The sequence below is a fragment of the Enterococcus avium genome (genome assembly GCF_002891025.1).
Lineage (GTDB): Bacteria > Bacillota > Bacilli > Lactobacillales > Enterococcaceae > Enterococcus_A > Enterococcus_A avium.
This window is the reverse complement of sequence record NZ_NBSL01000002.1, coordinates 1,152,050-1,177,580: the sequence shown is the minus strand read 5'-3', so window position 1 is coordinate 1,177,580 and position 25,531 is coordinate 1,152,050. Positions and strand designations below refer to the sequence as shown.

Below are 25,531 nucleotides of genomic sequence, written 5' to 3'. Positions count from 1 at the left end.
TTCATAATAGCTCTATTATAAACAAAAAAACGCCAGTGACCAAGCAAGTCACTGGCAAAAACTTAGACAGTAATAGTTTCTTTGTAATTATGAAGCTGATCCAGCAGGTATAAAAGTAATTGTTCCGCTTCATTAGGCAGGCGATCATAGCCGCCTTGATAAGTTTTCCGAGACTGAACAAAGGCTAAACGAGTTTCAAGTCGGGTCATTAAATGAATCAAATAGTGATGACTATTAAAGTCCGGCTCATGCTTTTTGACCGGTAAATAGCTGATCCCTTTTAGCGGACCAAAGGGTTTAAACTCAGCGGAGCCATCAATGATTTTTTCAATACTGCCAAGTGTTTCTTCTGGCGTTACTTTCCGTCCTTTAAAGTCCCCGGTGTTCAAAATGTAGCAATCCGTCTTTTTCTTCTGGAACAGGTCTTTGAAATCCTGATAATCTTCCTGTAAGGGATAACAGCGGAACGGATTTGCAAAGGGCTCAATGACTAATTGATCGGCAACTTCACCAACGACATTTTCTGCAGTTGAACGCTTCGTAGCCAATGTCGCCCCAAAAACCGCTGCAAGGGAAGGATCTTCGATTTTGATTACTGGCGGAAGGCTGTCATCCTTCATGATCCAAAACAGTCCGTCGACTTTTTCATCGATATGATCCACTCGATTTGGCGTTGCGTAGCGACTCTTGATGCTACGACCATTTCCATTTCGGATATCTTCAGTCACTAGCACTTTCTTATTTTCTTCATCTAAGGTCACACCAACATTTTGTGCCGTAACAATATATTTGATCTGTTCACTAGACATCGGATAATCCTGTGTTTTGTCAAAATAAGCCGGTTCTAGCGCAGTGGTCGAGCCCTTATCCTTCGAAATGACAAACGCATCGTCATGCAGAACATGAACTTCGCCTTTATTTTTTGGTTTGGCTAAAGTAATCGTTGACTTACCTGATCCAGACAATCCAAAAGCCGCCATCGTGTATTTTTTATCTTCTAATAGATACTGTTTCATACCGCCATGACAAGCGATAAAACCATTACGATGAGCAGTTGCCCAAGCAAGTGTCAACGTCGCTTTCTTCAGCTCGCCAAAATAGCGTAGCCCAAGAATTCCTGCACAATTATGCAATGGATCAATCACCACCACACCATCAGGAAAATCAGGATGCTCCCAGTCTGGATCAGCAAAGATGAAGATATCTCCAGTATAGATTTCGTCCGATTGCTGATAGAAAAGGTGTTTCGCATCGCCAATTTGAAAATTCAATAAATAGGAATAGAGGTTCGGGCTATAATCTGCAGGAATCATCAAATGTGATTTGACCGTAAACTCTTCATCTAGACCCACGATGACTTCCCCAGAATAGAACTTCTTCGATCTTGCCTGAAAGACTGCTTCTCGTAAAAGCTCACTATAAAAATCAGCATCAATTCCTTCTTGCCCAATAATTCGACGTGCGGCTGCTGTTCGTCCAACGATCTTGCCATCATTTGTGACTAATACCTTAGCATCAGTAGGCAACTGCAATCGACTGGTGTAGGCAACATCAAGATCAGTGGTGATCGTTCCAGGACTAGACTTTGCCAACGCATAGGCATCCGTTAGGTGACGAATTCGCGTCACATTATTTCCATAAAAAGCTGTCTCGATCACACTGCGAATATTCGAAAAAAGTCGATTCTTTTTATTGATATCCTTGTGCGAAAAATGTTCAATACTGCTCATCTTAAAACCTCCCCGAAATCAATTGTTATTATTATAATAGCATTAAAATAAAACGCTAACAATCCAATATAGAACAGATTTTTTCAACTCCAATACGCAAAAAAAGCCAAAATGATCGCTGGTGGTAGCGCTCTTAAGGTAAAAATAATATAATGATAAGCAAGGAGGCGTTATTATGGAAAGATATTTAGCGATAGTTAAAGAAAAAATCCTTATTTTTTGGCGTAAATTTATTATTGTTGTATCAGAAAATGAACGCCGATCCTTATTAATTGCAGCAAGTCTTGTTGTCTTTGCAATCATTTTTTCAACTTCTGCAGCTTTCGCACAAAAGGTGATTCGACAAGACCAACTAAATGAGCTTGTATTTGATTCTTTAAAATCAGACCATCTCATTCCACTTGAATATCAAAAGGTGGATCAAAAAATAAAAGAGACCAAAGCCATATCCATTATGTTTAGCCAGCCAGACGGAACATCCTTCAACAATGTCATGACGATTCTTGATGATCCCGAACAAAAACCTATGCTAAACCGGCAATTTTATTATTATCCGATCGTCTATGATAGTGAAACGATTGCTGAAAAGTATCAGCTAGATCCGAGACAGGTAACCTTTATTTTCTTCCACAATGGCAAAGAAAAAAATCGCTTTGTGGTGGAGAGTCTAAAGGATTTAAATCATGAGTTCATTCCTGAGTTAAATCGATTGCCGATGTGGAAGCTAAAAAACTAAAATGAGATTTCGAATAAAATAAATGAGCATTTTTTAATAAAAAGAGTTGACACCTGATTTTTTTTCCGCTAAACTAACTTCAACATTAAAAAAGGAGTGACATTCATGAACAACGCAAACTTATCTAATCAATTAAATAGCTGGCAAAACTGGCGTAGATAAGTTGTATTTATGAATTCACTCATAGATACAACGTTTAGACAACTTCTAAATCTTGTATCTATGCTGGATATTTTTTCATGCTTATTCCCGCATAGAGACCATCTATGCGGTTTTTGTTTTTTTCGAGGACAACTACCGTTAAATATTTAGGTAGTTGTCCTTTACTGTTTTCTAAATCAACTAGCAAATCGAAAAATCATACATTAAAAAACAAAAATCGGAGGAATTTATCATGAAAAATAAAGGGATTATTGGATCAATCATTGCATTAGCCGTTGTATTAATCGGAGTTTTTGCATATCAAATGGGGTCACGTCAAACGGGCGCGGCAACAGATAATAAAGAAGAACTGAAAACTGTCGGAATTTTACAATTCATTAGTCATCCATCGTTAGATCAAATCAAAGACGGAGTGATCAAAGGCTTAAAAGATGAAGGCTATGAAGACGGTAAAAATATCAAAATCGAATTTTTAAACGGTCAAGGCGACCAAAGCAAATTAAACAGTATGAGTCAGCAATTATTAGAAAAAAACTCCGATGTATTAATCGGAGTTGCAACACCAGCTGCTAAAGCATTGGCAAACGCGACCAGTGATACACCGATTATTATGTCAGCCATCAGCGATCCGATCGGCGCGGGCCTCGTAACAGACCTTGAGAAGCCAGGTGGAAATATCACTGGAGTCAATAATTTAACACCGGTTGATCAGCAATTAGATATGGCGATGGAAATGTTTCCAGAGGCGAAAACAGTCGGTATGATCTATTCATCTTCAGAAGAAAATTCTAAATCACAAATTGATCGAGCGGAAAAACGCGCAACAAAAGATGGCTTAACCGTGAAGAAATATGCAATCAGCTCAAGTAACGATATCGCTCAAATCACACAGCAAGCTTGTCAAGAAACCGACTATTTATACATTCCACAAGACAACACGATCGCCAGTGCTTTTCAAACGATGATCAATGAATCAGATAAAGCGAAAAAACCAGTATTTGTATCCGTAGACAATATGGTAAAAGAAGGCGGAATTGCAACTGTGGGTCAGAATCAATTTGAGCTAGGTGTGGAATCTGGAAAAATGGCGGCAGATGTTTTAAGCGGCAAAGCAAAACCTGCAACGACACCAGTCAACGTGATTGATTACGGCGATATGATCATCAATGAAGACAAAGCAAAAGAATTAGGGATCACGATTCCAGAAAAAATCAAAGAAAAAGCAGAAGTAGTTAAAGGGGAGTAGGACAGATGGTTATTTCAGCAATCGGACAAGGATTTTTATGGGGGATTTTAGGATTGGGCATTTTCATGACCTATCGCATCTTGAATTTCCCGGATATGACAACAGAAGGGTCATTTCCACTAGGAGGTGCCGTCTGTGTGACAGCCATCACCAATGGCGTATCACCAATTCTTGCGACCTTACTAGGAATCGTCGCTGGAATGTGCGCAGGTTTTATTACAGGTATGCTGTATACAAAAGGAAAGATCCCGGTCATCCTTGCTGGAATACTCGTTATGTCGGGATTGAACTCGGTGATGCTGTTTATTATGCAAACACCCAATCTTTCTTTATTAAAGCAACCAAAGATCCAAGATTTCTTTACGAATTTAAATCTGCCGGATCATTTTGATATCGTCCTATTAGGGCTAATCGCAATCATAATTATCGTAGGCCTGCTATTGTTTTTCTTCTTTACTGATTTCGGTCAAGCCTACATCGCGACTGGTGATAATGAAAATATGGCACGTTCAATTGGTATCAACACTGACCGCATGAAAGTCATTGGACTAACCTTATCAAATGGCGTGATCGCTTTATCAGGTGCGCTAATTGCCCAAAATGACGGTTATGCCGATATCGGTAAAGGTGTTGGTGTGATTGTTATCGGTTTGGCTTCAATCATCATCGGTGAAGTCTTATATGGAGAAGTAACTTTCATTGAACGGTTAGTTGCGATTGTTTTAGGTAGTATCATCTATCAATTATTAATTTTAGTTATCATTAAAGCTGGTTTAGATACCACCTATTTGAAGATTTTCTCATCAATCATTTTGGCACTATGCTTGATGATTCCGCGCTTAAAAGAAGCCTTGAATTTGAAGACTGGATTAGAGAAGGAGGAGTAGTCAGATGAACGCTGTAGAAGTAAAAAATGCCAGCAAAACCATCAGCAATGGCATCAATGATAAACGCAAGATTTTAAATAATGTCAGCTTAACGATCGCTCCTGGGGAATTCGTTACAGTCTTAGGGGGAAATGGTGCAGGAAAGAGTACACTATTTAACAGCATTTCCGGCAGTCTGCAATTGGACAATGGAACAGTTTCGGTGATGGGCAAGGATTTAACTAAGCTTTCTGAAGAACAACGAGCGACCTCGATTGCCCGAGTCTTCCAAGATCCAAAAATGGGCACCGCTCCTCGTTTAACCGTGGCAGAAAACTTAGGTTTAGCAGAAAAACGTGGACAAAAACGCCGTTTGCGGCAACGCCAGCTGAATCAAAAGAAAGAAATGTATCGCGAACTCTGCCAACTGATCGGAAATGGGCTAGAGAATCATCTCGATACACCAACAGGCTTCCTTTCTGGCGGACAGCGTCAAGCGTTAAGTTTATTGATGGCAACAATCACAAAACCAGATTTACTATTACTAGATGAACATACAGCTGCACTTGATCCGAAAACCGCGAAGCAATTAATGCTTTTGACCGATCAACGAATCAAGGAAGAAAATCTCACCTGTTTAATGGTCACCCATAAAATGGAGGATGCATTGCATTACGGCGATCGCGTGATCGTGATGGAAAAAGGGGAGATCATTAAGGATATCAGTGGCGAAGAGAAGAAACGCATGACATTGGCGGATCTATTCCTGCTATTTGAAGAGAGTGACACAGTAGCTGAAGTAATGTAAAAAAATTTTTTTTACAGAAAATTAGAATAATGGGTTGACTTATGAGAAAAACAAATCTATACTAAGTTCAATCTTAAATCAGTTTGGAGCGAATTTTATGAATAAGAATAAGAGTACGCACACACAACTGAATAATTATTACTTTAGCTATTTTAGATAGGTTTGTGTTCATGGTTCATGGATGCAAACGACAACAAGTTTGTATCTATGATGGCTAAGGATTTTAAGTTCGACTTAACGCCACATAGATGAAAATCTATAGTGGCTTTTCTTTTGGTATTTTTTTGGGAGACTAGGCTCATTGTAGATTTTCTACAGTGGGCCTTTTTTTGTCAGTCCAACTTTTCGCAGAATTTTGAGTTTGAAGAAAATTAATAGTATCAAAAATCAATTTTTGAACAAGAAATTTAGTTGGATGATAGGCGTACGAGAATAAGCTCATTTTTCTCGGTTTTAGAAAAATGAATTTCTATCAGTCGAGCTAGCTGCGAGTCTGATCAAGCAACACAAAAAAGAAAAATGAAGGAGTGAGGAAAGATGGAAAATGAAATTTCAGGAAAGACACGATTAGCCGGGTTATATGCACTGCCTGCAAGACACAGCTTTTCACCGATCATGCACACAACAGCGTTTCAAGCAACAGGGGTGGATGCCGTTTATCTAAGCTTCGATGTTCAGCCAGAAAGACTTGGCGAAAGTATTCAAGCCATTCGTGATCTTGAAATGTTGGGAGTCAATTTATCGATGCCTCACAAAATGGAAGCTGTCAAATATATGGACGAGCTTAGTCAGGCCGCTCGATTAATTGGAGCGATCAATACCATTGTAAATCAAGATGGGAAGCTGATCGGACACATTACAGACGGAATTGGCTGTATGGAAAGCCTGAAACAAAACAAAATTGACATCATCGGCAAAAGAATGACGATTCTTGGAGCTGGTGGAGCGGCGACTGCCATTATCACCCAAGCGGCGATTGATGGAGTAGCAGCCATTGATGTTTTTAACATCAAAGATGATTTCTATCAAAAAATTGAACCAAAGCTGGCAATGATCGCAGAGGAAACGAACTGTCAAATCCAACTGCACGATTTAGCGGATGAAAAGCAATTAGCTGATGCGTTAGCCACGAGCAGTTTGTTAGTCAACGCAACCAATATTGGTATGGCACCTAATATCGATCAAATGCCAATTCCAGATGAAAAAGTATTAAGAAAAGATTTGCCAGTTTTCGATGTCATCTATCATCCTGGTGAAACAAAACTTTTAAAAGCAGCGAAGGCGACTGGAGCAACTGCTGTTAATGGCTTAGGAATGCTGTTATTCCAAGGAGCTGCCGCCTTTAAATTATGGACAGGCAAGGAAATGCCAGTCGATCAAATCCAACCGTTATTGGAAAAAGAAATTAAAAAATAAAAAGTGAAGGAAGTTATTATTATGATCTTAATTATTAAAAAAGGAATTCAAGAATCAGAATTATCCCCAATTTTATCTCGTATCAAAGAAGAAGGGTTAGGCGTACAAATCAATCATGGGAAAGATCGTTTAGTTCTTGGTCTTTTAGGAGATCCAAAGATTATCCAGAATGTACCATTCCAAGCCTACAGTGTAGTTGAACGTGCAGTGGCGATTTCAAATACCTACAAGATCACATCAAGAGAATTCCATCCACAAGATACAGTCGTTGACGTTGACGGAGTAAAAATTGGTGACGGCAGTTTCGTAACGATGGCTGGTCCTTGTTCCGTTGAAGGCGAAGAACAAATTATGGAAACGGCACGGATGGCAAAAGCTGGCGGAGCGAAAATTTTACGCGGCGGTGCTTACAAGCCACGGACTTCCCCATACGCTTTCCAAGGATTAGGTGAAGAAGGCTTGAAGATCATGCGTAAAGCCGCTGACGCTCATGACTTGAAAGTGATAACAGAGGTGATGGATGAAGCCCATATCGATGTTGTATGTCAATACGCCGACATTATCCAAATTGGTGCTCGCAACATGCAAAACTTCCGTCTATTAGAAGCAGTTGGTAAAACTGGCAAACCAATTGGCTTGAAGCGTGGGATCTCAGGTACGATCCAAGAATGGTTAAACGCCGCTGAATACATTGCTGTTCAAGGCAATTCAAACATCATCTTCATTGAACGAGGCATTCGAACTTACGAAACAGCTACACGAAACACATTTGATCTAAGTGCTGTGCCATTGATTAAAAAATTGAGTCACTTCCCAATTATCGTTGACCCAAGTCATGGTACTGGCGTTTGGGACTTAGTTGCACCTATGGCTCGTGCAGGAGTAGCAGCTGGGGCTGACGGAATGATTGTGGAGATTCATCCAGACCCATTACACGCTTGGTCTGATGGAGAACAATCACTGAATGAGAAAAATTACCTGCAAATGATGAGTGAGGTTGAAGTTATGGTTGATGCAATGAAAAAAATCAAAGACTTAAACAAAGAAACGTCACTTATCTAATCAGGGGGAAACGTTCATGGAAATTGTGCTACCAGAAAAAACTTACGAAATTATCGTACGACGCCATGCCTTAGATTCCGTCGGTGAATGGATTGCCTCACTTTGGCAAAACAAAAAAATCGCCATCATCAGCGATGAGAATGTTTATCCGATTTATGGCGATAAAATCCATCATCAGTTAACTAACTATGAGGTCTGTCACTATGCCGTACCAGCTGGTGAAAGCAGCAAATCTCTAACCATGGCTAATAATCTCTATGAATTTCTAGCCGATCAACAATTCACCCGCAGCGATGCTATCATCGCTCTGGGTGGCGGTGTCGTTGGCGACTTGGCAAGCTTTGTTGCCTCAACTTATATGCGAGGAATTGCTTTTGTTCAGATTCCGACCTCTTTATTGGCACAAGTCGATTCTAGTATTGGCGGGAAGACAGCAGTCAATTCGAGTAAAGCCAAGAATATGATCGGAACCTTCGCACAACCAGATGGTGTCATGATCGATCCGGAGACCTTGAACTCGTTACCGGAGTTACGCGTACGTGAAGGTATCGCGGAAATCATTAAATGCGGCGCGATCAGTGATGCTTCACTATGGCAGGATCTTGAGAAACTAACAGGACTCCAAGATCTGCTGGAGCATAGTGAAGCGATCATTTCAAAGGCGTTAAACGTGAAGAAAACCGTCGTGGAAGAGGATGAATTTGATAATGGTTCCCGACTACTGCTGAACTTTGGTCATACTATCGGACACGCGATTGAAAACACTGCCGGCTATGGAAAAATTAGCCACGGTGAAGCTGTCGCAATCGGTATGGTACAAATTTCTCAAACAGCAGAAGAAAAAGGACTTTCGCCAAAGGGTATCACAGATGAAATCAAGGCGATGAATCAAAAATACGGGTTACCGAATGCTTATCAACCGTGGGAAGCGGAGAAATTTTATTCAGCAATTACCCATGATAAGAAAGCCCGCGGTGATAGTTTAAACATCATCTTGCTAGATGAAATCGGTCAAGCTCGCATTCAAAAAATCAAATTAATTGAAATCAAGGACTTTTTAATAGAAGGGAAGTAGTCATTTATGCGTTACTTAACAGCTGGAGAATCTCATGGACCAGAATTAACTACAATTATTGAAGGTGTTCCAGCAGGACTAACACTTTCCGTTGAAGCCATCAATCAAGAATTAGCTCGCAGACAAGGCGGATATGGTCGCGGTGGCCGAATGAAGATCGAAAAAGACCAGGTCCGTATCACATCAGGCGTACGACATGGGAAGACATTAGGTTCACCCATCACCATGATCGTAGAAAACCGTGACTGGAAAAATTGGCAGAAAGTCATGTCCGTTGAACCAGTCGAAGAAAAAGCGGAAAAATTACGTCGAGTGGCAAAACCACGACCCGGTCATGCCGATCTCGTTGGTGGCATGAAATACCATCACAGCGACTTACGAAATGTTTTGGAACGATCATCTGCTCGTGAAACAACGATGCGAGTAGCTGTCGGCGCACTGGCGAAACAAATCTTAGCTGCTGTAGATATCGAGATCGCAAGCCACGTGGCAATACTAGGTGGCATCGAAGCTACCGTACCAGAAAAAATGAGTGTACCGGAAATTCAATCCAAAACAGCTGCTTCTGAAGTAAACATGGTAGACGAAACGGTTGAAGAAGCGGTCAAAGAATTAATCGATCAAACCAAAAAAGCCGGGGATACCATCGGTGGAGTCGTCGAAGTAAGGACCGACAATGTTCCCGCAGGTCTTGGTAGTTACGTCCAATGGGATCGAAAGCTTGATGGAAAGATCGCGCAAATCATGTTAAGCATTAATGCCTTCAAGGGCGTTGAGTTCGGCATTGGATTTGAAGCAGCTCACCAACCAGGTTCAAAGGTTATGGATGAGATCGTTTGGAATAACGGCTACAGTCGGACAAGTAATCATCTTGGCGGGTTCGAAGGTGGGATGACCAATGGTGAGCAAATCATCGTACGCGGCGTTATGAAGCCGATTCCTACACTATACAAACCATTAATGAGTGTCGATATTGACACCAAAGAACCATATAAAGCCAGCGTTGAACGTTCCGATAGTACAGCTGTTCCCGCGGCATCTGTCGTAGCAGAGCATGTGGTGGCAACCGTCCTTGCAGAAGAAATTTTAGAAAAATTCTCGTCAGATACCATTGATGAGCTGCAACAAGCGGTAGCGGAATACCGTGAAGCAATCAAAAACTTTTAAGAGAGAGGGTACGTCTATGAGAAAGAAAGTGTTCGTCTTAGGACTTGGTTTAATCGGCGCTTCACTTTGTAGAGCAATTAAAAATCCAACGATCGAGTTGTTTGGCTGGGATTATTCGCCTGAAACTCGTGAAATCGCTCGTGGAGTCGAACTGGTTGATCACATTGCTTCTATTGAAAGAGCACCTGAGATGGATATCATTATTTTAGCCGTACCCGTTCTATCTACACTGCACTATTTACATGAGTTGGCACGTTTGCCGCTAAAAGAGTCAGTGATTGTTACTGATACCGGCAGCACCAAAAATGAAGTCATGAAATTGGCGCAGAGTCTGCCGTTTACTTTCATCGGCGGGCATCCAATGGCGGGCTCGCATAAATCAGGAGTCAAAGCAGGAAATCCGAATCTTTTTGAAGAAGCTTACTACATTTTGACACCACCTGAAGGAGCAGATGTCGATCCCTTAATGGAATTACTAGAACCGACGCGGGCAAAATTTGTTGTGATCGAACCTGATTCTCACGATGAGATCGTAGGTGTTTTGAGTCATTTACCACACATCGTGGCATCAGGTTTGGTAAAAATGAGTGATCAACTAACAGAAGAGCATCCACGAGCAACACAGCTCGCAGCTGGAGGTTTTCGTGACATTACGCGAATTGCTTCATCCGATCCGCAAATGTGGACAGATATTTTATTAACCAATCGTGAAATTTTACTAGATTTAATTACCGACTGGCAGGATGAAATGACCAAAATCCGTGAGAGCTTAGTCCAAGAAGACCAGCCAGCAATCTACGACTTTTTTAGTCAGGCAAAACATTCTCGCGATCATTTACCAACCAAAGACCACGGGGTCATTCCGGCATTCTACGATCTTTACATCGACATTCCAGATATTGCCGGAGCAATCGCTAAAGTAATGACTATCATAAGTGAAGCCAATATCTCTATTATCAATTTGAAAATCCAAGAAACGCGCGAAGATATTTTCGGCGTTTTAGAGCTTTCTTTTAAAAATCAAGCAGACTTGGAAAAAGGGCAGTTGTTAATTGAAGAAGCAGATTTTCGGTGTCGCAGAAGGAGCTAACAAATGAAACTATTAAAAACAAAAGCAGGACTCACTGGAGCATTGACTATTCCCGCAGATAAATCAATTTCTCATCGCAGTATCATGTTCGGGGCAATCAGCCATGGAAAAACGATCGTTCATAATTTTTTAAGAGCAGAGGACTGTATGAGTACTATTGCAGTTTTTAAAGCATTAGGTGTAACGATTCATGATGACGGAAAAGATATTTTCATCGAAGGAAAAGGGTTCGAACATTTACAAGAGCCAAAAGAAATCTTAGATGCAGGAAATTCCGGCACTACGATGCGTTTGGTTTTAGGAATTTTAGCAGGACAACCCTTCACTTCAAAAATTGCAGGGGATGCGTCATTAAATAGGCGTCCAATGGAACGGGTTATGGGACCATTACGATCAATGGGGGGCAACTTGCAAGGGCAAGATGGCAGTGAATTTCCACCAATCGACATACAAGGCAGTGAATTATCAGCGATCACCTATGAAATGCCGATTGCGAGCGCACAGGTAAAATCATCGATTCTCTTTGCTGCACTACAAGCAAAAGGAACAACCACTATTATTGAAAAAGAAAAATCACGCAATCACACAGAAGAAATGATCCAACAATTCGGCGGCACTATTTCAGTAGTTGATAAAACCATTACTATAGCCGGTGGACAACAATTAACCGGACAGGAAGTAACCGTTCCAGGAGACATTTCCTCAGCCGCCTTCTATCTCGTAGCGGCAAGTTTATTGCCAGATAGCAATCTGCAATTAAATCATGTGGGAATCAACCCGACCCGTACTGGTATTTTAGATGTTTTAGAAAAGATGGGCGCGAATATCCAACAAGTCGCTCTAGACAAGCAAAATCAAGCAGCGGATTTATTAATCAAGACTGCGCCATTAAAGGCAACAGAAATCAGTGGAGAAATCATTCCACGTCTAATCGATGAATTGCCAATCATTGCCCTAGCAGCAACTCAGGCAGAAGGGACAACCGTTATCCGCGACGCGCAGGAACTAAAGGTCAAGGAAACGAATCGAATTGATGCTACTGCTCAGGAGTTGAATAAATTAGGTGCAAAGATCGAAACGACTGATGATGGATTAATTATTCACGGACCAACACCTTTACATGGCGGAAATGTCGATAGTCATGGTGATCATCGAATCGGAATGATGCTCCAGATTGCCGCATTATTGACAGATGATACCGTTGAATTGAATAATCCAAAAGCGATTAACATTTCTTATCCAAACTTTTTCACAGATTTACAGTCATTGATCGAAGATTAGCAGAGGAAATGTTGGCGGTAAGGTTTATAACTGAATCGAGCATTATCAAAAAAGTTCAGTCCAACTTTTCACAGGAAAACGAAAAAGGAGAATGTTTTATGAAATCAATTGTCTTGATCGGTTTTATGGGAGCCGGAAAAACGACTGTCAGTAAAGAACTTAGTACTGCATTAAACGCTCGTTCAGTAGACATGGATGATATCTTAGTTGAACGGATCGGCCAACCCATCAGTGAATACTTTGAAGAACATGGGGAAGCTTCATTTCGTGAGCACGAAACGAAGCTTTTAAAAGAAGCGCTAAATGAAGAGACAGTCATCGCCACTGGCGGCGGCGTCATTTTACAAAAAGAAAATCAAAAAGTCTTGGCCGATAAATTAGTCGTCTATTTAAAGGCTGACGCGAATGTTCTTATAAAAAGAATTCGCGAGGACAAGGTAAACATCCGTCCCTTGGCCATAAAAAATGATGATGGCGATTTAAAACGACTGTTCTTTTCAAGAGAAAAGCTCTACGAGAAATTGGCTAAAATTACCGTAGACACTTCAGAAAAAACACCTGCGGAGATCGTTAGTGAAATCCTTCAACAAGTCGAGGTTATCTCCTAATGAAAGTTGGCTATTTAGGACCTAGAGGGTCATTTACTTATAGTGCGGCGGCAAATTTTTTCGAGGAAACGGTTTTATCTCCTTATGATTCATTGACTGCATTATTAGAAGAACAAAGAAAAGGAACCTTAGACTATTGTGTGGTTCCAATCGAGAATACAATCGAAGGTTCAGTATTACCCACCCTGGATTTGATCTTTCAGACACTGCCAACGATTCAGGCAGAAATTGTTTTGCCGATTCAGCAGCAATTGATGGTGCATCCAGCCCATGCAAATACTTGGCAGGATACAGAATTAATTTGCAGTCACCAACAGGCTTTGGCACAGTCCCAAGTGTTTCTGATGAATCATTTCCCGACGGTCACTATTGAACAAATGGGATCAACTGCACAGGGGGCTCAAAAAGTCGCAGACCATCCAGAAAAACGTTACGCAGCAATTGGTTCAAGAGCAGCCGCGGAACAATTTGGATTAACAATCGTACAGGAAAACATTCAATCCATCAGCGAAAATGAAACACGGTTTTGGGTAATGGGCAATCAACCGTTGAACAGCAGTTTAGAAAAAGGAATTAACAAAGCGACGGTCTTATTTGATCTAGCTGCAGACCATCCAGGGGCACTGTATCAGTGTTTAGCGATATTTGCAGCTGAGAAGCTTAATTTGACGAAGATCGAATCGCGAACTCAAAAAACAAAATTAGGCGAGTACTTCTTTATTATTGATCTTGAAACTCCTGAACAAGAAAAGCTGCAGAGGGTCTTACGCCAATTTGAAGAGGAACATTTTACGGTAACTCTAATTGGTAATTATCCAACATATTTTCCGAATCTTAGAAAATCTTAGTAGTTAAGGTTTTCTAATTTTTTTGGTGAAAAATAAGACAAACTCTAGATGATTTGCTATTTTTATACTAATAGCAATGAAGATGAAGAGGTGCACTATGAGCCGAATGGATAAATATAAAAAAATTCATGAGGAGAGTCAAAAGGAAGAGAAAAAACCTTTTGGCTTTCGTCGTGAGATGAAGAAAGAGAAGCAAACAGAAAAAAGGGATTTTGAAGACATTAATTACGAAAAAGTAGAAGAATCTCATCAAGAGCCAGAAGAAGAATTCTATTATGAGGATCATTATCAAGAATCCAAAAAGAAGCGGCCAAATATTAAGCTTCCGGCTATCAAAAATCTGTTTAAACGAAAACCTAAAAACCCATATGAACAGAAACCTAAGAAAAAGCGCAGCTGGAAAAGAATTTTAGTGATGATTTTAGTCGCACTCTTAGGCTATTCTGTTATAGCCTTTGGTGTTGGGAATATTGCTGCCAAGACTGATTCTTCTATGCCGAAAATGGAGACGCAAGAATTTAATGGTGCAGCATCAGAAAACGGCTCAAAAAATATCCTGCTTTTAGGCAGCGATACTAGGGACAATATCAGTGGACGTTCTGATTCTATGATGGTGCTGCAGGTTGATGGTCGCGGCAAACCTAAGTTAGTTTCCTTCATGCGGGACATGTATGTTAATATCCCTGGTGTTGGTGAAAATAAACTGAACGCGGCTTACGCTTATGGCGGCGCAGATTTGGTGCGACAGACCTTGAAAGAAAACTTTGGAATTGATTGCCGCTATTATGCGATGGTCGATTTCCAAACATTTGAAAAAGGGGTAGATGCCCTTTTCCCAAGTGGCGTGCAAATTGATGCTGAAAAGGATATGAGTGCGTATATTGACGAACCTATTACGAAAGGTCCACAACGAATGAATGGACACACTTTGTTGAACTATGCTCGTTTCCGGATGGATGAAGAAGGAGACTTCGGGCGTGTTCGAAGGCAACAGCAAGTGATGCAGTCTGTCTTCGGTCAATTGAAGAATCCACTAGTCCTATTACGCGGTCCTTACGCAGCTGGAAAGATTTGGGGATACTTATCGACAGATATGCCAAATACGTTTGTGTTAGGAAATCTATTCAACTTTGCTAAAGCCGTTGGTGGAATCGAACGCTTGACTTTACCCGTTGATGGTTCATGGTCATATATTGATACAGCGAATGCCGGCAGCGCGTTAGCTGTTGATACTGCTCAAAACGCTCAAGCAGTTCAAGACTTTTTAGGGAAGTAACTGGATTTTTGATTCCCATGAATCTATGAGTGTGCTATATTATAATTATTGTAAATTTTGATTGAAACGAGGAAAACTATTATGAAATTAGCGATCGTGACAGATAGTACCGCCTATCTGAATGAACGCATACGCAATCATAAAGATTTATTTATTATTCCGATTCCGGTCATCATAGATGATCAACCTTTTGAAGAAGGGGTAGATATTGGATATGAAGAATTCTATCAGAAATTGAAAACCAGCAAGGATTTCCCGAAAACCTCGCAACCAGTACTCGGCGAGGTCTTCGAATTATATCGCTCAATCAAGGAACAGGGCTACGATACTGTTATCAGTATTCATTTGTCTGAAGGTATCTCTGGTTTTGTCCGCACATTGACAGCAATCAAAGAAGATATCGATGGACTGCAGGTCATTCCATATGATTCAAAAATCACCAGTGTACCTATGGGCTATATGGTAGAAAAAGCACTTGAGTTAGGCGATGAAGGAAAATCACTGGATGAAGTATTGGCAGCGATTGATGAGATTCGTGACACTACTAATGCTTACATTATCGTAGACGATCTAGACAACTTGGTTCGCGGAGGACGCTTGACGAACGGCGCAGCGATTATTGGTGGGTTATTAAAAATCAAACCAATCCTTACCTTTGAAGATGGCAAGATTGTTTTAGCAGAAAAAATTCGTTCATTAAAAAAAGCCTTACAACGTACGGAAGAAATCATCGAAGAACGTCGTCAGGAAAATGGTCATGATTTACGAATCTTCGTAATCCATGGAAACAATCCGGAGTTGGCTCAACAAGAATATGAAAAGCTAAGCAAAAAATATCCAGATGCGACAATTGAAATCGGAACATTTGGACCAGTAATCGGTACTCATTTAGGTGATAAAGCTATCGCTCTTGGTGTTGCGAAATAAATATCCGCTCATTGAATATAACGAGTTTAGAAAAAAATTTAACAAAAAGAAAACCGAACCGTCCTATATCTTTCCATTGCGAAGGTGTATGGCATTCGGTTTTTTGTAGTACTTTTCGCAGTTCAACGTAACACAAACGAAAAAATGATATTTCCTATAAAATCTCAATAGAACAGTCGAGTTTGATGGTATATGCAACGACAATAAAATTCATTTTTTGTGGTTTTCGAAAAATGAATTCCTTAATAGGAGTTAGTTGCCAGTCTAACTTTTCGCAGTTTATACAGCACAAGTGGAGAACAACGATTCCCACAAAATCTCAATAGAACCATTTAGTTTGATGGTACACGCAACGAAAATAAATCTCATTTTTTGCGGATTTAAAAAAATGAATACATTAGTAAGAGTTAGTTGCCAGTCTAACTTTTCGCAGTTCTATTCAGCAAAAGTGGAAAATAACGATTCCCACAAAATCTCAATAGAACCGTTTAGTTTGATGGTACACGCAACGAAGATAAAACTCATTTTTTCGGGTTTTAAAAAATGAATACATTAGTAAGAGTTAGTTGCCAGTCTAACTTTTCGCAGTTTATTCAGCGTAAATGGAAAACAACAATTCCCACAAAATCTCAATAACGTTGTTTAGTTTGATGGTACACGCAACGAAGATAAAACTCATTTTTTCGGGTTTTAAAAAATGAATGCATTAGTAGGAGTTAGTTGCAAAAACTTGTTTTATTTCGTATTCTTTTTTCATTAGTAGTTTAGTAATTTACTAAATTACTAGTGCGATTATTAGAAACTTATTCAATGAATGAAACAGACTAGGAGGAAGTTCAATGAAAATCCCTACTAACTTAAAGCATAAACCAGTTTTTTTGGTTGAAGATTATGATAAAATCGACGGACATCATGCCTGGGATAGTGACGCCAAAGGATTAACGCTAGGCTTAGCACAATGGAACGATCGCGGCCGCGTGGATATTTCTGGAAAAGTTTGGCGTCATACTGGTGAAAAGTGGTCACGACAATCAGAAGAATTACCCATTACGAGAATCTTGGACTTGGCAATCTTAGTAGCGCAATCAAGTATCTATTTGCAGGATGCTTATCGCTATGAGAAATTTTATGACCCTGAAAATCCTAAGGTAGAAATTATCGGCCTACAAGGTGGACGGATGGAAGTTCAAGTTGACACAGAAAATCCAAAAATAGATGAGGATATCATTTTATTCAACGATACAATGAATAAAGATGGCGATTTGATTGCACAGCGTTATCGCACCTTGAAACGTCTTTTGGATGAACTAGGCTACTAAAACAAAGGAAGAGGTGAGAAAGGATGGATCATTCTTTTGTCGTTACAAATGGACGCAAGTTTACCAAAGTAGAAGAACAGATGATTTGGCGCAAACCAGCTAGTCACAAAACGAGTCAGGAAGAAGTAAGAATTGCATCAGAAATTAAAAATAATTGGCTCGATCCTGAAATGAAGATCATGAATGTGCTCCTAGAAGGAGACGCCGGATCTGGCAAAACACAGCTGGCACGAGCTTTATCAGATGATTTGCAGCTTCCGTATACCAAAGTTACTTGTTTTGCTGATATGGACAAAACGGATGTCTTCGGTGCCTTATTGCCAGTTGTTTCAACAGATAGCGATGAAGATCAAGAATTACTGGAAACCATTTATCAAACGGATTCTTTACAAGAAGTTTTATCAGTAATTGCAACTCACTTTCAAATTGATGCGAACCAAGCAAAGGAACGTTTAAGTAAGTTAATTGAACGAATCGATCAAGCGGATAATACTACAAGTGTTGAGTATAAATTTTATCCCTCAGAAATCGTTCGGGCAATGCAAAAGGGCTATTTGCTAGAAATCCAAGAACCGACAGTTATTCGTGACGCTTCCGTTTTGGTTGCATTGAACTCAGCTTTGGAGCCAAACGGGTTGTTGAACATACCAACTGGGATCATTCGCCGACACCCTGATTGTGTCGTTATCATCACTACCAATCGCAATTATCAAGGAAACCGCCCGCTAAACGAATCCTTGCGGGATCGGGTGCAGCATGCAGAAAAAATGGACCTGCCTACTATTGAAGTAATGATTGACCGGGCAATGGCTAAAACGAATTTTACTGACTATGATTACCTGGAAATTATGGCTAAAATCATTCGATTATTAGATGAAACAGCTAAAGCCAATGCAATCAAAGGGGTTGCTGGTATGCGTTCCTATTTCTTTTGGGTCAATAGCTTGAAGCAGGGACAAGATCCTTTGGAGAGTATTTTTCCTAAAGTCCTGTATAAGTTGACTACAGATGAGAATGAATTAAAGATATTGCAAGATGCTTTAGAACAAAGTAGATTACTAACAGAACTTCAACAAGTAAAAAATCAGCAAAAATTAAAGCAAGGCAGAAAAATCAGCCAAGCGGAAGCCGACCAACGAAATATCGTAGAAGAGGCGGAAGAGGCAACGTTAAAAAATGAAGCGATAGAGACTGAAGGCTCTGTAGAAAACGAGGCGGAAGTAAAGTCAGAAGAAGTTGCTTCGGAAAAAGAAAAACAACCGGATTCTATAGAAATTCCTGATGATGCTACCAGAAATGATACCGAAGCCGAAAGTACTTCCGCTTCACTTGATGAAGAAGAAAAAATCGGCTCTGCTATGTCATTAGATGAAATGGCCGAAATCGATAAAGCGAAGCGAAAAGAACTGAATCGTGAGATCCGTGAGAGCTTGAAGGAAACAATTCATGCAAAGGAAGGAACGATTCTTCATCGACCAACAATTAATGAGATAGCCATCAAAAATGGTCAAGAATTAACGCAGCAGGTGTTACCAGAAGTTGAAAGCTTAAGTCGCGTGATCAATGACCTCCTGACTAAAGAGGTAAGTAATGATTTTTCTAGTGGTAAATACTATGGGGCTCGTTTTAATCCAAGTCATGTGGCCTATGGTGATCTGCGGAATTTTGACAAGAAAAATCCACCAAGTGAAAATCCATCATTGGCATTAGCCGTCCGTGTCGACGAGTCAGGCTCGATGCTGCGAGATGACCGGATTCAAAATGCTAAATTAGCAGCTGTTGCACTAAGTTTATTTGCCGAGAAGACAAATATTCCTTTGATGCTTTATGGCGACTCTGCTGATCTTAGTCAGCGAGAAAAAACATCGATATACTCCTATAAGGAATTCGATGATAATTATGATTTCATAGCAGCAAAGCTGTCTACAATGAAGCCGCGTCAAAACAATCGTGATGGTGTACCTTTGCGATTATTAGCAGAAAAATTGAGTCATCAAGCAGCGGATACAAAAGTTTTATTATCCATCAGCGACGGACAACCGAAAGCATTACCAGATTATACTGGAGAAAAAGCTCGGCAAGATATCCAAAACGTGTTAGCTGACTACGAGCGAAAGGGCATTCTCTTTATTGCTTGTGCGATTGGTGAGGATAAGGAACAGCTGCGGGCTTTATATGGTGAAAATAATTTTGTTGATATTTCAGATATTTCTACCTTACCACAACAATTACTTCAATTAATCGCCCGTTTTATTTAAAGATTAAAAAAGTCGAACACAGAGACACTTATTAATTGGAAGTGTTTCTGTGTTCGACTTTAACTTTTTAACTATTTCTCTAAAAGAAGTTCGTTCAAATCGATTTAGTAAGTCGCGCGTGGTCCGCCAATATATTTTGGACGACTGCGTAGAGCTGTTACGTGAGCGCCACCTAATTCTTTGATAGAAGGACGAACAGGAACCTGAACGTGTTTGACATGCATCCCAATCGAAGTATCGCCAATATCAATTCCTGCTTGAGCAACAATATGTTCAACCTCCACTGGATCACTAAATTGTTCAAAGGCTGCTACAGAGCAAGAGCCTCCTGCATGTAACGCTGGTTTAACGGATACGATCTCCCAATCCTTTTTCTCGGCAATCTCTCGCTCGACAACAACAGCACGATTAATGTGTTCACAGCCTTGAACACCCAAATAGATCTTTTTAGGATCAAGGATCGATTTCAATGTTTCGATAACCCATTGACCAACTTCTTGACTTGAATTTTTTCCGATCCTTCCACCGACGATTTCACTAGTCGTACAGCCTAAAACAAAAACGTCACCAGCTTTAAGGTTGGCTTCTGCTAAAACATCGTTGACAATCGTTGATAAATCTTGTTGTAATTTTTCTTTTTCCATTAGAATGACTTCCTTCTATTAACTATTTATATTGAGGGTGACGTAGTACTCTTTGCAACGCGTGATAAAGAGGAATGGTCACCGCGATACCAAAAATATTTTGTACAAGATTACCTGGCAGCGAGGCTAAACCGGCTGGCCAACCAAATAGCAATGCCGTAGCTATTGCATAGCCGATAATCATGAACAAACTGGCAAACAAGAATCCAAAAAATAATCCTTTTCGATTTGGAAATTTATTATACAGATAACCTAGAATGAAACCTTGTAGTCCATGAATCACAATCGAAAAAATTGCCCATTCCGGATATCCAGAAATCAAATCGATCAAGCCTCCGCTTAACGCACCTACTAAAAATCCACCAGTCGGACCAAAAAGCATAGCTGAAGCATAAATGCCCACTTCACACAATGTCACGAATCCCTTAGTCGCAGGAATCGGAATGATGAAAAGAATTGAGAGAGTGACAGTCAAAGCCACCATCATCGCCAATTTTGTCATTTCTTTTGTTTTCATGTCATAACCTCCGATTTCACGCTATCACCGAACCAAACATTTCCCTCTCCGTTTTTTAAAAGTAGTCCATTTTTGATCCCTTGATAAACGTACTCCTTGCTATCTTCAATCGCGTTAACCAAATCTTTGCCTAAAACTAAATTCGATGCAATAGCTGATGCAAAGGTACAACCTGCGCCATTAATCGTTACGTTGGACAATTTAGGTTTAGAAAAATACTGAAAAGTCTCGCCATTATAAAAAAGGTCCGAAGCTAAATTGCCAGAAAGACGTTGACCACCTTTAATTACAACTGATTGTGCACCAAGATCAATAATTTTTTTCGCAGCTTGCTCCATTTCCGTCGGATTAGAAATTTTCTGCTGACTTAAAAGCTCTGCCTCTTTTAAATTCGGCGTAATTACCGTAGCAAAAGGAAATAGCTCAATCAATTTTTCTCGATAGCTATCATTATATACATGATCAGTTTCTTTGAAGGCCATAACTGGATCTAAAACGATTGGACCATCAAATGAACGCAAAAAGCTTTTGACGATTTCCAGCGACTCTAATTGATGGATTAGCCCAAGCTTTATCCCATCTAATGAAAGGTTATCTTTTATTGTATTCAATTGATCGTTTAAAAGTTCAGTAGGCAAATTAGTGATTGCAAACTGTCCATTTTTAACAACCGCAATACAGGTAATCGCAGTCAAACCAAATAAATGATAGTCCTCAAATGTCTTTAAATCTGATTGCAGACCACCACCGGCTAAAGTATCCGATCCTGCAATAGTCAATATTGTCCTTGTCATAAAAAAACTCCCCAATTAAGACGTATAGATGCAAATTATTTTATAATTCAATCAATGACCTCATTATAAAGTTATACAATAAAAAAGAAACAGCCAATTGGTTGTTTCTTATCTCATCCAATTTCAAGTGCTATTGTTTGTACCAGCTAGAGAAATACGTTAGCATAACTAGTGAGGAAGGGGATTATGTATATGAAAATATTTGTTGCCGGAGCTACCGGAAGAGTAGGCGAAGAACTGATCAAAAACTTAGTTGAAAAAGGACACACCGTTTACGCAGGCGCACGTCGTGATGACGCGATTGAAGCGAACGAATCTGTTACCCCGGTTCATTTAGATTTGCATGGCACGATTGATGAAATCGCCAATACATTAACTGATGCAGAAGCAGTTTATTTCGTAGCTGGTTCACGAGGAAAAGATCTATTACAAACAGATTTATTTGGCGCTGTAAAATTGATGCAAGCAGTTGAGAAAAAGGGAATTAAACGGTACATTCATTTAAGTTCGCTATTTGCTTTGCAACCAGACAAATGGAGTGGCGCGTTGACTGACTATAATATTTCAAAATTCTTCTCAGACAATTGGTTGATTGATAAAACCAATTTAGAGTACACAATTTTGCAACCCGGCAGTCTGAAAGAAACTCCCGGAAGCGGAAAAATAACTACAAATATCACAGAGAAATCTGAAAATTCCATTGAAAACGTTGCTGCTGTTTTAGCAGAGCTGCTCGAACAAGAAAATACCATTAAGAAAGTAATTTTAATGGGAGATGGCAATACACCAATTAACGAAGCGCTAAAAAAAATATAAAGAAATTGGTCCACTCGACGAGAATCCTAGTCTGAGTGGATTTCTCTTTTCTTAATTCAGTCGAGGCGAAAAATATTAAAGAATTTCTTAGTCTTTCTACTAACTTAATGATAAAATAGAGACTGCCGAACATAGAATTCCGTGATTAAGGAGTCGCCTTATGAATCTTCAACATATCCATGATCTTAGAATCGAAGAGGGGGTTCAAATGATCAGAAAAAGAAAGATTGCGAAATATTACATGAAGCAGCAAGGCTTTACAAAAAAAGAAGCGTACGATACAGCAATTAAGACACAGCCTGAATTTGCTGAAGCGCGTAATCTTTATCTTGCCTTGTTTAATGAAGCAAAACCCATATTCGCTGATCGTAATGAAAGAGAAAAGGCACTCAGAGTGTATCAGGTTTTCAGTATGATCGCTTTGATTTGCTTTGTTATCTGGTTATTTAGCAATGGTTATTTAGACGGTTCTAGTGTAACAGATAATTTCCTGTTGATTGCGTTGGTAATCAATGTTGCAACTACAAGTTATTTCGATGAAAAAGTAACAGAACGAATTCATGAAAAAAAAATTAAAAAGCTTTTACGAGACAGATCTGAAGCATCAAGGAAATTGCAAAAGGTAGAAGAAATCAAGCGAAATATTTTTCGAGCGGAGCATCGTGGTCTGACGTTAGTAGAAGAACGCAAAGTAGAAGACGAAAAAAATACTGAGCCGCAATCGAAAATTATTACACTTGAAAAAATAAAAGCCCTTCGAGGGAAAATGAAGAAATAGCCGAGACTACGTGAAGGAACTACGTAATTGGCTATTTTTTTGTGTTTAAATCTTAAATCAATTTGCTTTTCATGAAAAGGTTTGCAATAATTCCCATTAAAGAGATTAAGGAGGCAAATGAATGATTAAGGCGATAATATTTGATATGGATGGCGTGATTGTCGATACTGAGTTTCAAGATTTTCGCATTCAACAGGAATTCATCAAAAAAGAAAATCCATCGATCAATCAAGTGAAAACCAATTTCGACGAATTGATTGGGCAGTCTTACAATATGCTTTATGAGACATTAAGAAAATTTATCGGCAGCAACGATTCTCTAAATGAGATTAAGCGTCGTTTTGAAGCATACAATGCCATTGCATATGAATCAATTAACTACCAACAACTGTTTCGAAAAGAGCTTCTTCCAATTTTAAAATGGGCCAAATCAAAAGGAGTTTTGCTGGCAGTCGCATCATCTTCAACCTATGAACATATCATCGAAGTGTTGAATTCTTGTAACATCAAGGATTATTTTGACGTGATTTATAGCGGCGAATTTGTCGAAGAAAGCAAGCCAAATCCAGCGATTTATTTAAATACATTAGAAAAACTAAATGTCTCAGCAAATCAAGCGATCACCATTGAAGATTCTTATTATGGCATCAGCGCAGCAAAAGCGGCTGGTATCACCACGATCGCCTATAAGGAAACGAGAGCTGCTATTGACCAAAGTGCGGCTGATTATTTAGTTGAAGACATGACGGAAGCCTACGAGATAATTCAGACATTAAATAAATAGGAGAGAGGGAGGCAAATAAAATAGAAATAAACAATCAATTTAATATGATACATCAACTATTAATGACGGTACAAACGAACTTCATTATGGTACCTTGTACTCAAAACAGCTATAGAGGTGATTTTCATGATTGATTTTATTTCTAAAGAGGAATTTTTAAAGGCCGGCTTGGATTTTACAGACCTTTTTGAGGAATCGTTATTTGAGTATTATCTAGAATTAGATGGATTAATGTATTACGACCCTAAATCAAAATATATGTACGACAAACAAGGTGTGAAAGCCTTTTATGTTGAACAGGTTTTCACTGGTGTAGAAAGATAGAGTTTTTTAAGACGCTGTAAAAAATGCAGCGTTTTTTTTATTGGATTTTTTTGCAAATCGTTTTTCTAAATTTTTAGATCATAAAATCAATTTGGTGAGATTATTTTTCATTGATTTTATGGAATGTGAGTTTTTGATTTTATTTGATAAAATAATTAGTTGGAAAATAATAAAATACTTAAGCGAACTGAATGAACGGAAAATCGGTATAAATTTTAATAGATAAGTTGTAAAAATGTAAATGATAATAATATACCGTGAAAAGCTATGAAGTCATAATTTAGCTTGAATTAGTGAATCAATTCAAAAGAAAATTACTATTCAACTTTGTTTAATGTATATTACCGTCAACTCAGAAAATTATAACACCTCACTCGAGGTGTTATTTTTTATTGAATGGTTCATAATCGAAAAAATCCTTTAAGGAAATTTTCAAACCACCACATATTTTAGATAATGTTGATAAATTAGGAATTCTTTCTTCATTAATTATTCCATTCAAGGTTGATTGCCTAATATTTGATAAAGAGGCGAGCTTGTTTATTGTTATGTTATTATCATGAGCTAATTGTAATATTCTGTCAACAATCATCTTATGTTCATCCAATTTGTTCATGCTCCACACTCCTTTTTCTCTCTATATAATAACATGTTTCGTTACCCTGATTAGGTTGATTATAGGGTTTTACTACGCTTATAATTACATTATAACCGATAAAGGTTAAAAAAGAGAAGAACGTGAAGAAAGGAGAAAGCCAATGTTTATTAGTGCAGGAAAGTTAATTTTCGAGAAAGTTGAAGAGAAAGTAAGTAGTAAAGGCAATCCTTACAAACTGGTTCATATTATTGATACAGAAAATTATCAACGATTAGAATTTTTTGCGGATGAAGCATTTCAGCAAAAAGTAGCAGAAAACCAGCCATGCAAAGTCACTTTGAAAGCCGTCAAAATGGGCTACAGCACGTCAATGAATTGTCTTGCTGTTAATCCTTCATAAG

The 25,531-nt window shown here is 39.2% G+C and carries 26 protein-coding genes; 21 read left to right on the top strand and 5 right to left on the bottom strand.

Annotated features, from left to right (window positions below; genetic code table 11):
- Positions 1-62: 62 nt before the first annotated feature.
- A complete protein-coding gene (locus tag AUF14_RS06065) occupies positions 63-1,730 on the bottom strand; it encodes a phosphoenolpyruvate carboxykinase (ATP) (protein ID WP_102865946.1) in 1,668 nt (555 codons plus the stop codon).
- A gap of 175 nt (positions 1,731-1,905) precedes the next feature.
- On the opposite strand from AUF14_RS06065, the gene AUF14_RS06060 reads away from it, so the two are divergent.
- The 16 genes from AUF14_RS06060 (at position 1,906) to AUF14_RS05985 (ending at position 19,875) form a co-directional block, all read left to right on the top strand.
- Complete coding sequence (locus AUF14_RS06060; RefSeq protein WP_016180238.1) at positions 1,906-2,466, top strand: hypothetical protein; 561 nt, start codon at positions 1,906-1,908, stop codon at positions 2,464-2,466.
- A 394-nt stretch (positions 2,467-2,860) separates the two neighbouring features.
- Positions 2,861-3,874 (top strand): tryptophan ABC transporter substrate-binding protein, encoded by a 1,014-nt coding sequence (trpX, locus tag AUF14_RS06055; protein ID WP_049219414.1) that lies wholly within the window; start codon positions 2,861-2,863, stop codon positions 3,872-3,874.
- 5 nt (positions 3,875-3,879) lie between these two features.
- Positions 3,880-4,761 carry an ABC transporter permease gene (locus AUF14_RS06050; RefSeq protein ID WP_049219412.1) on the top strand — a complete coding sequence of 294 codons (882 nt, stop codon included), beginning with the start codon at positions 3,880-3,882 and terminating at the stop codon, positions 4,759-4,761.
- Positions 4,762-4,765: 4 nt separating this feature from the next.
- The gene (locus AUF14_RS06045) at positions 4,766-5,548 is read left to right on the top strand and encodes an ABC transporter ATP-binding protein (RefSeq protein WP_049219410.1); all 783 of its coding nucleotides are present in this window, start codon (positions 4,766-4,768) and stop codon (positions 5,546-5,548) included.
- A 537-nt stretch (positions 5,549-6,085) separates the two neighbouring features.
- On the top strand, positions 6,086-6,964 hold the full coding sequence (gene aroE, locus AUF14_RS06040; RefSeq protein WP_049219408.1) for a shikimate dehydrogenase: 879 nt from the start codon (positions 6,086-6,088) through the stop codon (positions 6,962-6,964).
- Positions 6,965-6,985: 21 nt separating this feature from the next.
- Positions 6,986-8,026, top strand: a complete 1,041-nt coding sequence (aroF, locus tag AUF14_RS06035) for a 3-deoxy-7-phosphoheptulonate synthase (protein WP_049219406.1) — start codon at positions 6,986-6,988, stop codon at positions 8,024-8,026.
- Positions 8,027-8,042: 16 nt separating this feature from the next.
- Positions 8,043-9,101 carry a 3-dehydroquinate synthase gene (aroB, locus tag AUF14_RS06030; protein WP_102865945.1) on the top strand — a complete coding sequence of 353 codons (1,059 nt, stop codon included), beginning with the start codon at positions 8,043-8,045 and terminating at the stop codon, positions 9,099-9,101.
- Between the two features lie 6 nt (positions 9,102-9,107).
- The gene (gene aroC / locus AUF14_RS06025; RefSeq protein ID WP_049221452.1) at positions 9,108-10,268 is read left to right on the top strand and encodes a chorismate synthase; all 1,161 of its coding nucleotides are present in this window, start codon (positions 9,108-9,110) and stop codon (positions 10,266-10,268) included.
- Between the two features lie 16 nt (positions 10,269-10,284).
- The gene (locus tag AUF14_RS06020) at positions 10,285-11,358 is read left to right on the top strand and encodes a prephenate dehydrogenase (protein ID WP_049221450.1); all 1,074 of its coding nucleotides are present in this window, start codon (positions 10,285-10,287) and stop codon (positions 11,356-11,358) included.
- Between the two features lie 3 nt (positions 11,359-11,361).
- Complete coding sequence (gene aroA / locus AUF14_RS06015) at positions 11,362-12,639, top strand: 3-phosphoshikimate 1-carboxyvinyltransferase (protein WP_049221447.1); 1,278 nt, start codon at positions 11,362-11,364, stop codon at positions 12,637-12,639.
- A 98-nt stretch (positions 12,640-12,737) separates the two neighbouring features.
- Positions 12,738-13,247 (top strand): shikimate kinase, encoded by a 510-nt coding sequence (locus AUF14_RS06010; RefSeq protein WP_016180248.1) that lies wholly within the window; start codon positions 12,738-12,740, stop codon positions 13,245-13,247.
- Entirely contained in the window at positions 13,247-14,095 is an 849-nt protein-coding gene (pheA, locus tag AUF14_RS06005) for a prephenate dehydratase (protein WP_049221445.1), read from the top strand. Before AUF14_RS06010 ends, pheA begins: the two co-directional genes overlap by 1 nt.
- A 97-nt stretch (positions 14,096-14,192) precedes the next feature.
- Positions 14,193-15,371, top strand: a complete 1,179-nt coding sequence (locus AUF14_RS06000) for an LCP family protein (RefSeq protein WP_102865944.1) — start codon at positions 14,193-14,195, stop codon at positions 15,369-15,371.
- 81 nt (positions 15,372-15,452) lie between these two features.
- Complete coding sequence (locus tag AUF14_RS05995; protein ID WP_016180251.1) at positions 15,453-16,298, top strand: DegV family protein; 846 nt, start codon at positions 15,453-15,455, stop codon at positions 16,296-16,298.
- A gap of 839 nt (positions 16,299-17,137) precedes the next feature.
- Complete coding sequence (locus tag AUF14_RS05990) at positions 17,138-17,617, top strand: DUF6530 family protein (RefSeq protein ID WP_049221548.1); 480 nt, start codon at positions 17,138-17,140, stop codon at positions 17,615-17,617.
- A 23-nt stretch (positions 17,618-17,640) separates the two neighbouring features.
- Complete coding sequence (locus AUF14_RS05985; protein ID WP_049221551.1) at positions 17,641-19,875, top strand: AAA family ATPase; 2,235 nt, start codon at positions 17,641-17,643, stop codon at positions 19,873-19,875.
- Positions 19,876-19,979: 104 nt separating this feature from the next.
- Here the strand turns inward: AUF14_RS05985 and AUF14_RS05980 are convergent, their stop codons facing one another.
- Genes AUF14_RS05980 through AUF14_RS05970 form a run of 3 tightly spaced genes read right to left on the bottom strand, consistent with a single transcriptional unit; the run spans position 19,980 to position 21,830 of the window.
- Complete coding sequence (locus tag AUF14_RS05980; RefSeq protein ID WP_016180254.1) at positions 19,980-20,519, bottom strand: TIGR01440 family protein; 540 nt, start codon at positions 20,517-20,519, stop codon at positions 19,980-19,982.
- 22 nt (positions 20,520-20,541) lie between these two features.
- A complete protein-coding gene (locus tag AUF14_RS05975; protein ID WP_016180255.1) occupies positions 20,542-21,036 on the bottom strand; it encodes an ECF transporter S component in 495 nt (164 codons plus the stop codon).
- Positions 21,033-21,830 (bottom strand): bifunctional hydroxymethylpyrimidine kinase/phosphomethylpyrimidine kinase, encoded by a 798-nt coding sequence (locus AUF14_RS05970; RefSeq protein WP_049221554.1) that lies wholly within the window; start codon positions 21,828-21,830, stop codon positions 21,033-21,035. Before AUF14_RS05970 ends, AUF14_RS05975 begins: the two co-directional genes overlap by 4 nt.
- Before the next feature lie 192 nt (positions 21,831-22,022).
- Between AUF14_RS05970 and AUF14_RS05965 the strand changes: the two genes are divergently transcribed.
- The 4 genes from AUF14_RS05965 (at position 22,023) to AUF14_RS05950 (ending at position 24,532) form a co-directional block, all read left to right on the top strand.
- Positions 22,023-22,646, top strand: coding sequence for an NAD(P)H-binding protein (locus AUF14_RS05965; RefSeq protein WP_049221639.1), 624 nt, complete (start codon positions 22,023-22,025; stop codon positions 22,644-22,646).
- Positions 22,647-22,806: 160 nt separating this feature from the next.
- A complete protein-coding gene (locus AUF14_RS05960; protein ID WP_049221557.1) occupies positions 22,807-23,424 on the top strand; it encodes a hypothetical protein in 618 nt (205 codons plus the stop codon).
- 121 nt (positions 23,425-23,545) lie between these two features.
- Positions 23,546-24,208, top strand: coding sequence for an HAD family hydrolase (locus AUF14_RS05955; protein WP_049221561.1), 663 nt, complete (start codon positions 23,546-23,548; stop codon positions 24,206-24,208).
- A gap of 126 nt (positions 24,209-24,334) precedes the next feature.
- On the top strand, positions 24,335-24,532 hold the full coding sequence (locus AUF14_RS05950) for a hypothetical protein (RefSeq protein ID WP_049221564.1): 198 nt from the start codon (positions 24,335-24,337) through the stop codon (positions 24,530-24,532).
- A gap of 382 nt (positions 24,533-24,914) precedes the next feature.
- On the opposite strand, the gene AUF14_RS05945 is transcribed toward AUF14_RS05950, so the two are convergent.
- Positions 24,915-25,148 carry a helix-turn-helix domain-containing protein gene (locus AUF14_RS05945; protein WP_049221567.1) on the bottom strand — a complete coding sequence of 78 codons (234 nt, stop codon included), beginning with the start codon at positions 25,146-25,148 and terminating at the stop codon, positions 24,915-24,917.
- A gap of 142 nt (positions 25,149-25,290) precedes the next feature.
- Here AUF14_RS05945 and AUF14_RS05940 point away from each other — a divergent pair, with 142 nt between their 5' ends.
- The gene (locus AUF14_RS05940; RefSeq protein WP_049221570.1) at positions 25,291-25,530 is read left to right on the top strand and encodes a hypothetical protein; all 240 of its coding nucleotides are present in this window, start codon (positions 25,291-25,293) and stop codon (positions 25,528-25,530) included.
- Position 25,531 lies beyond the last annotated feature (1 nt).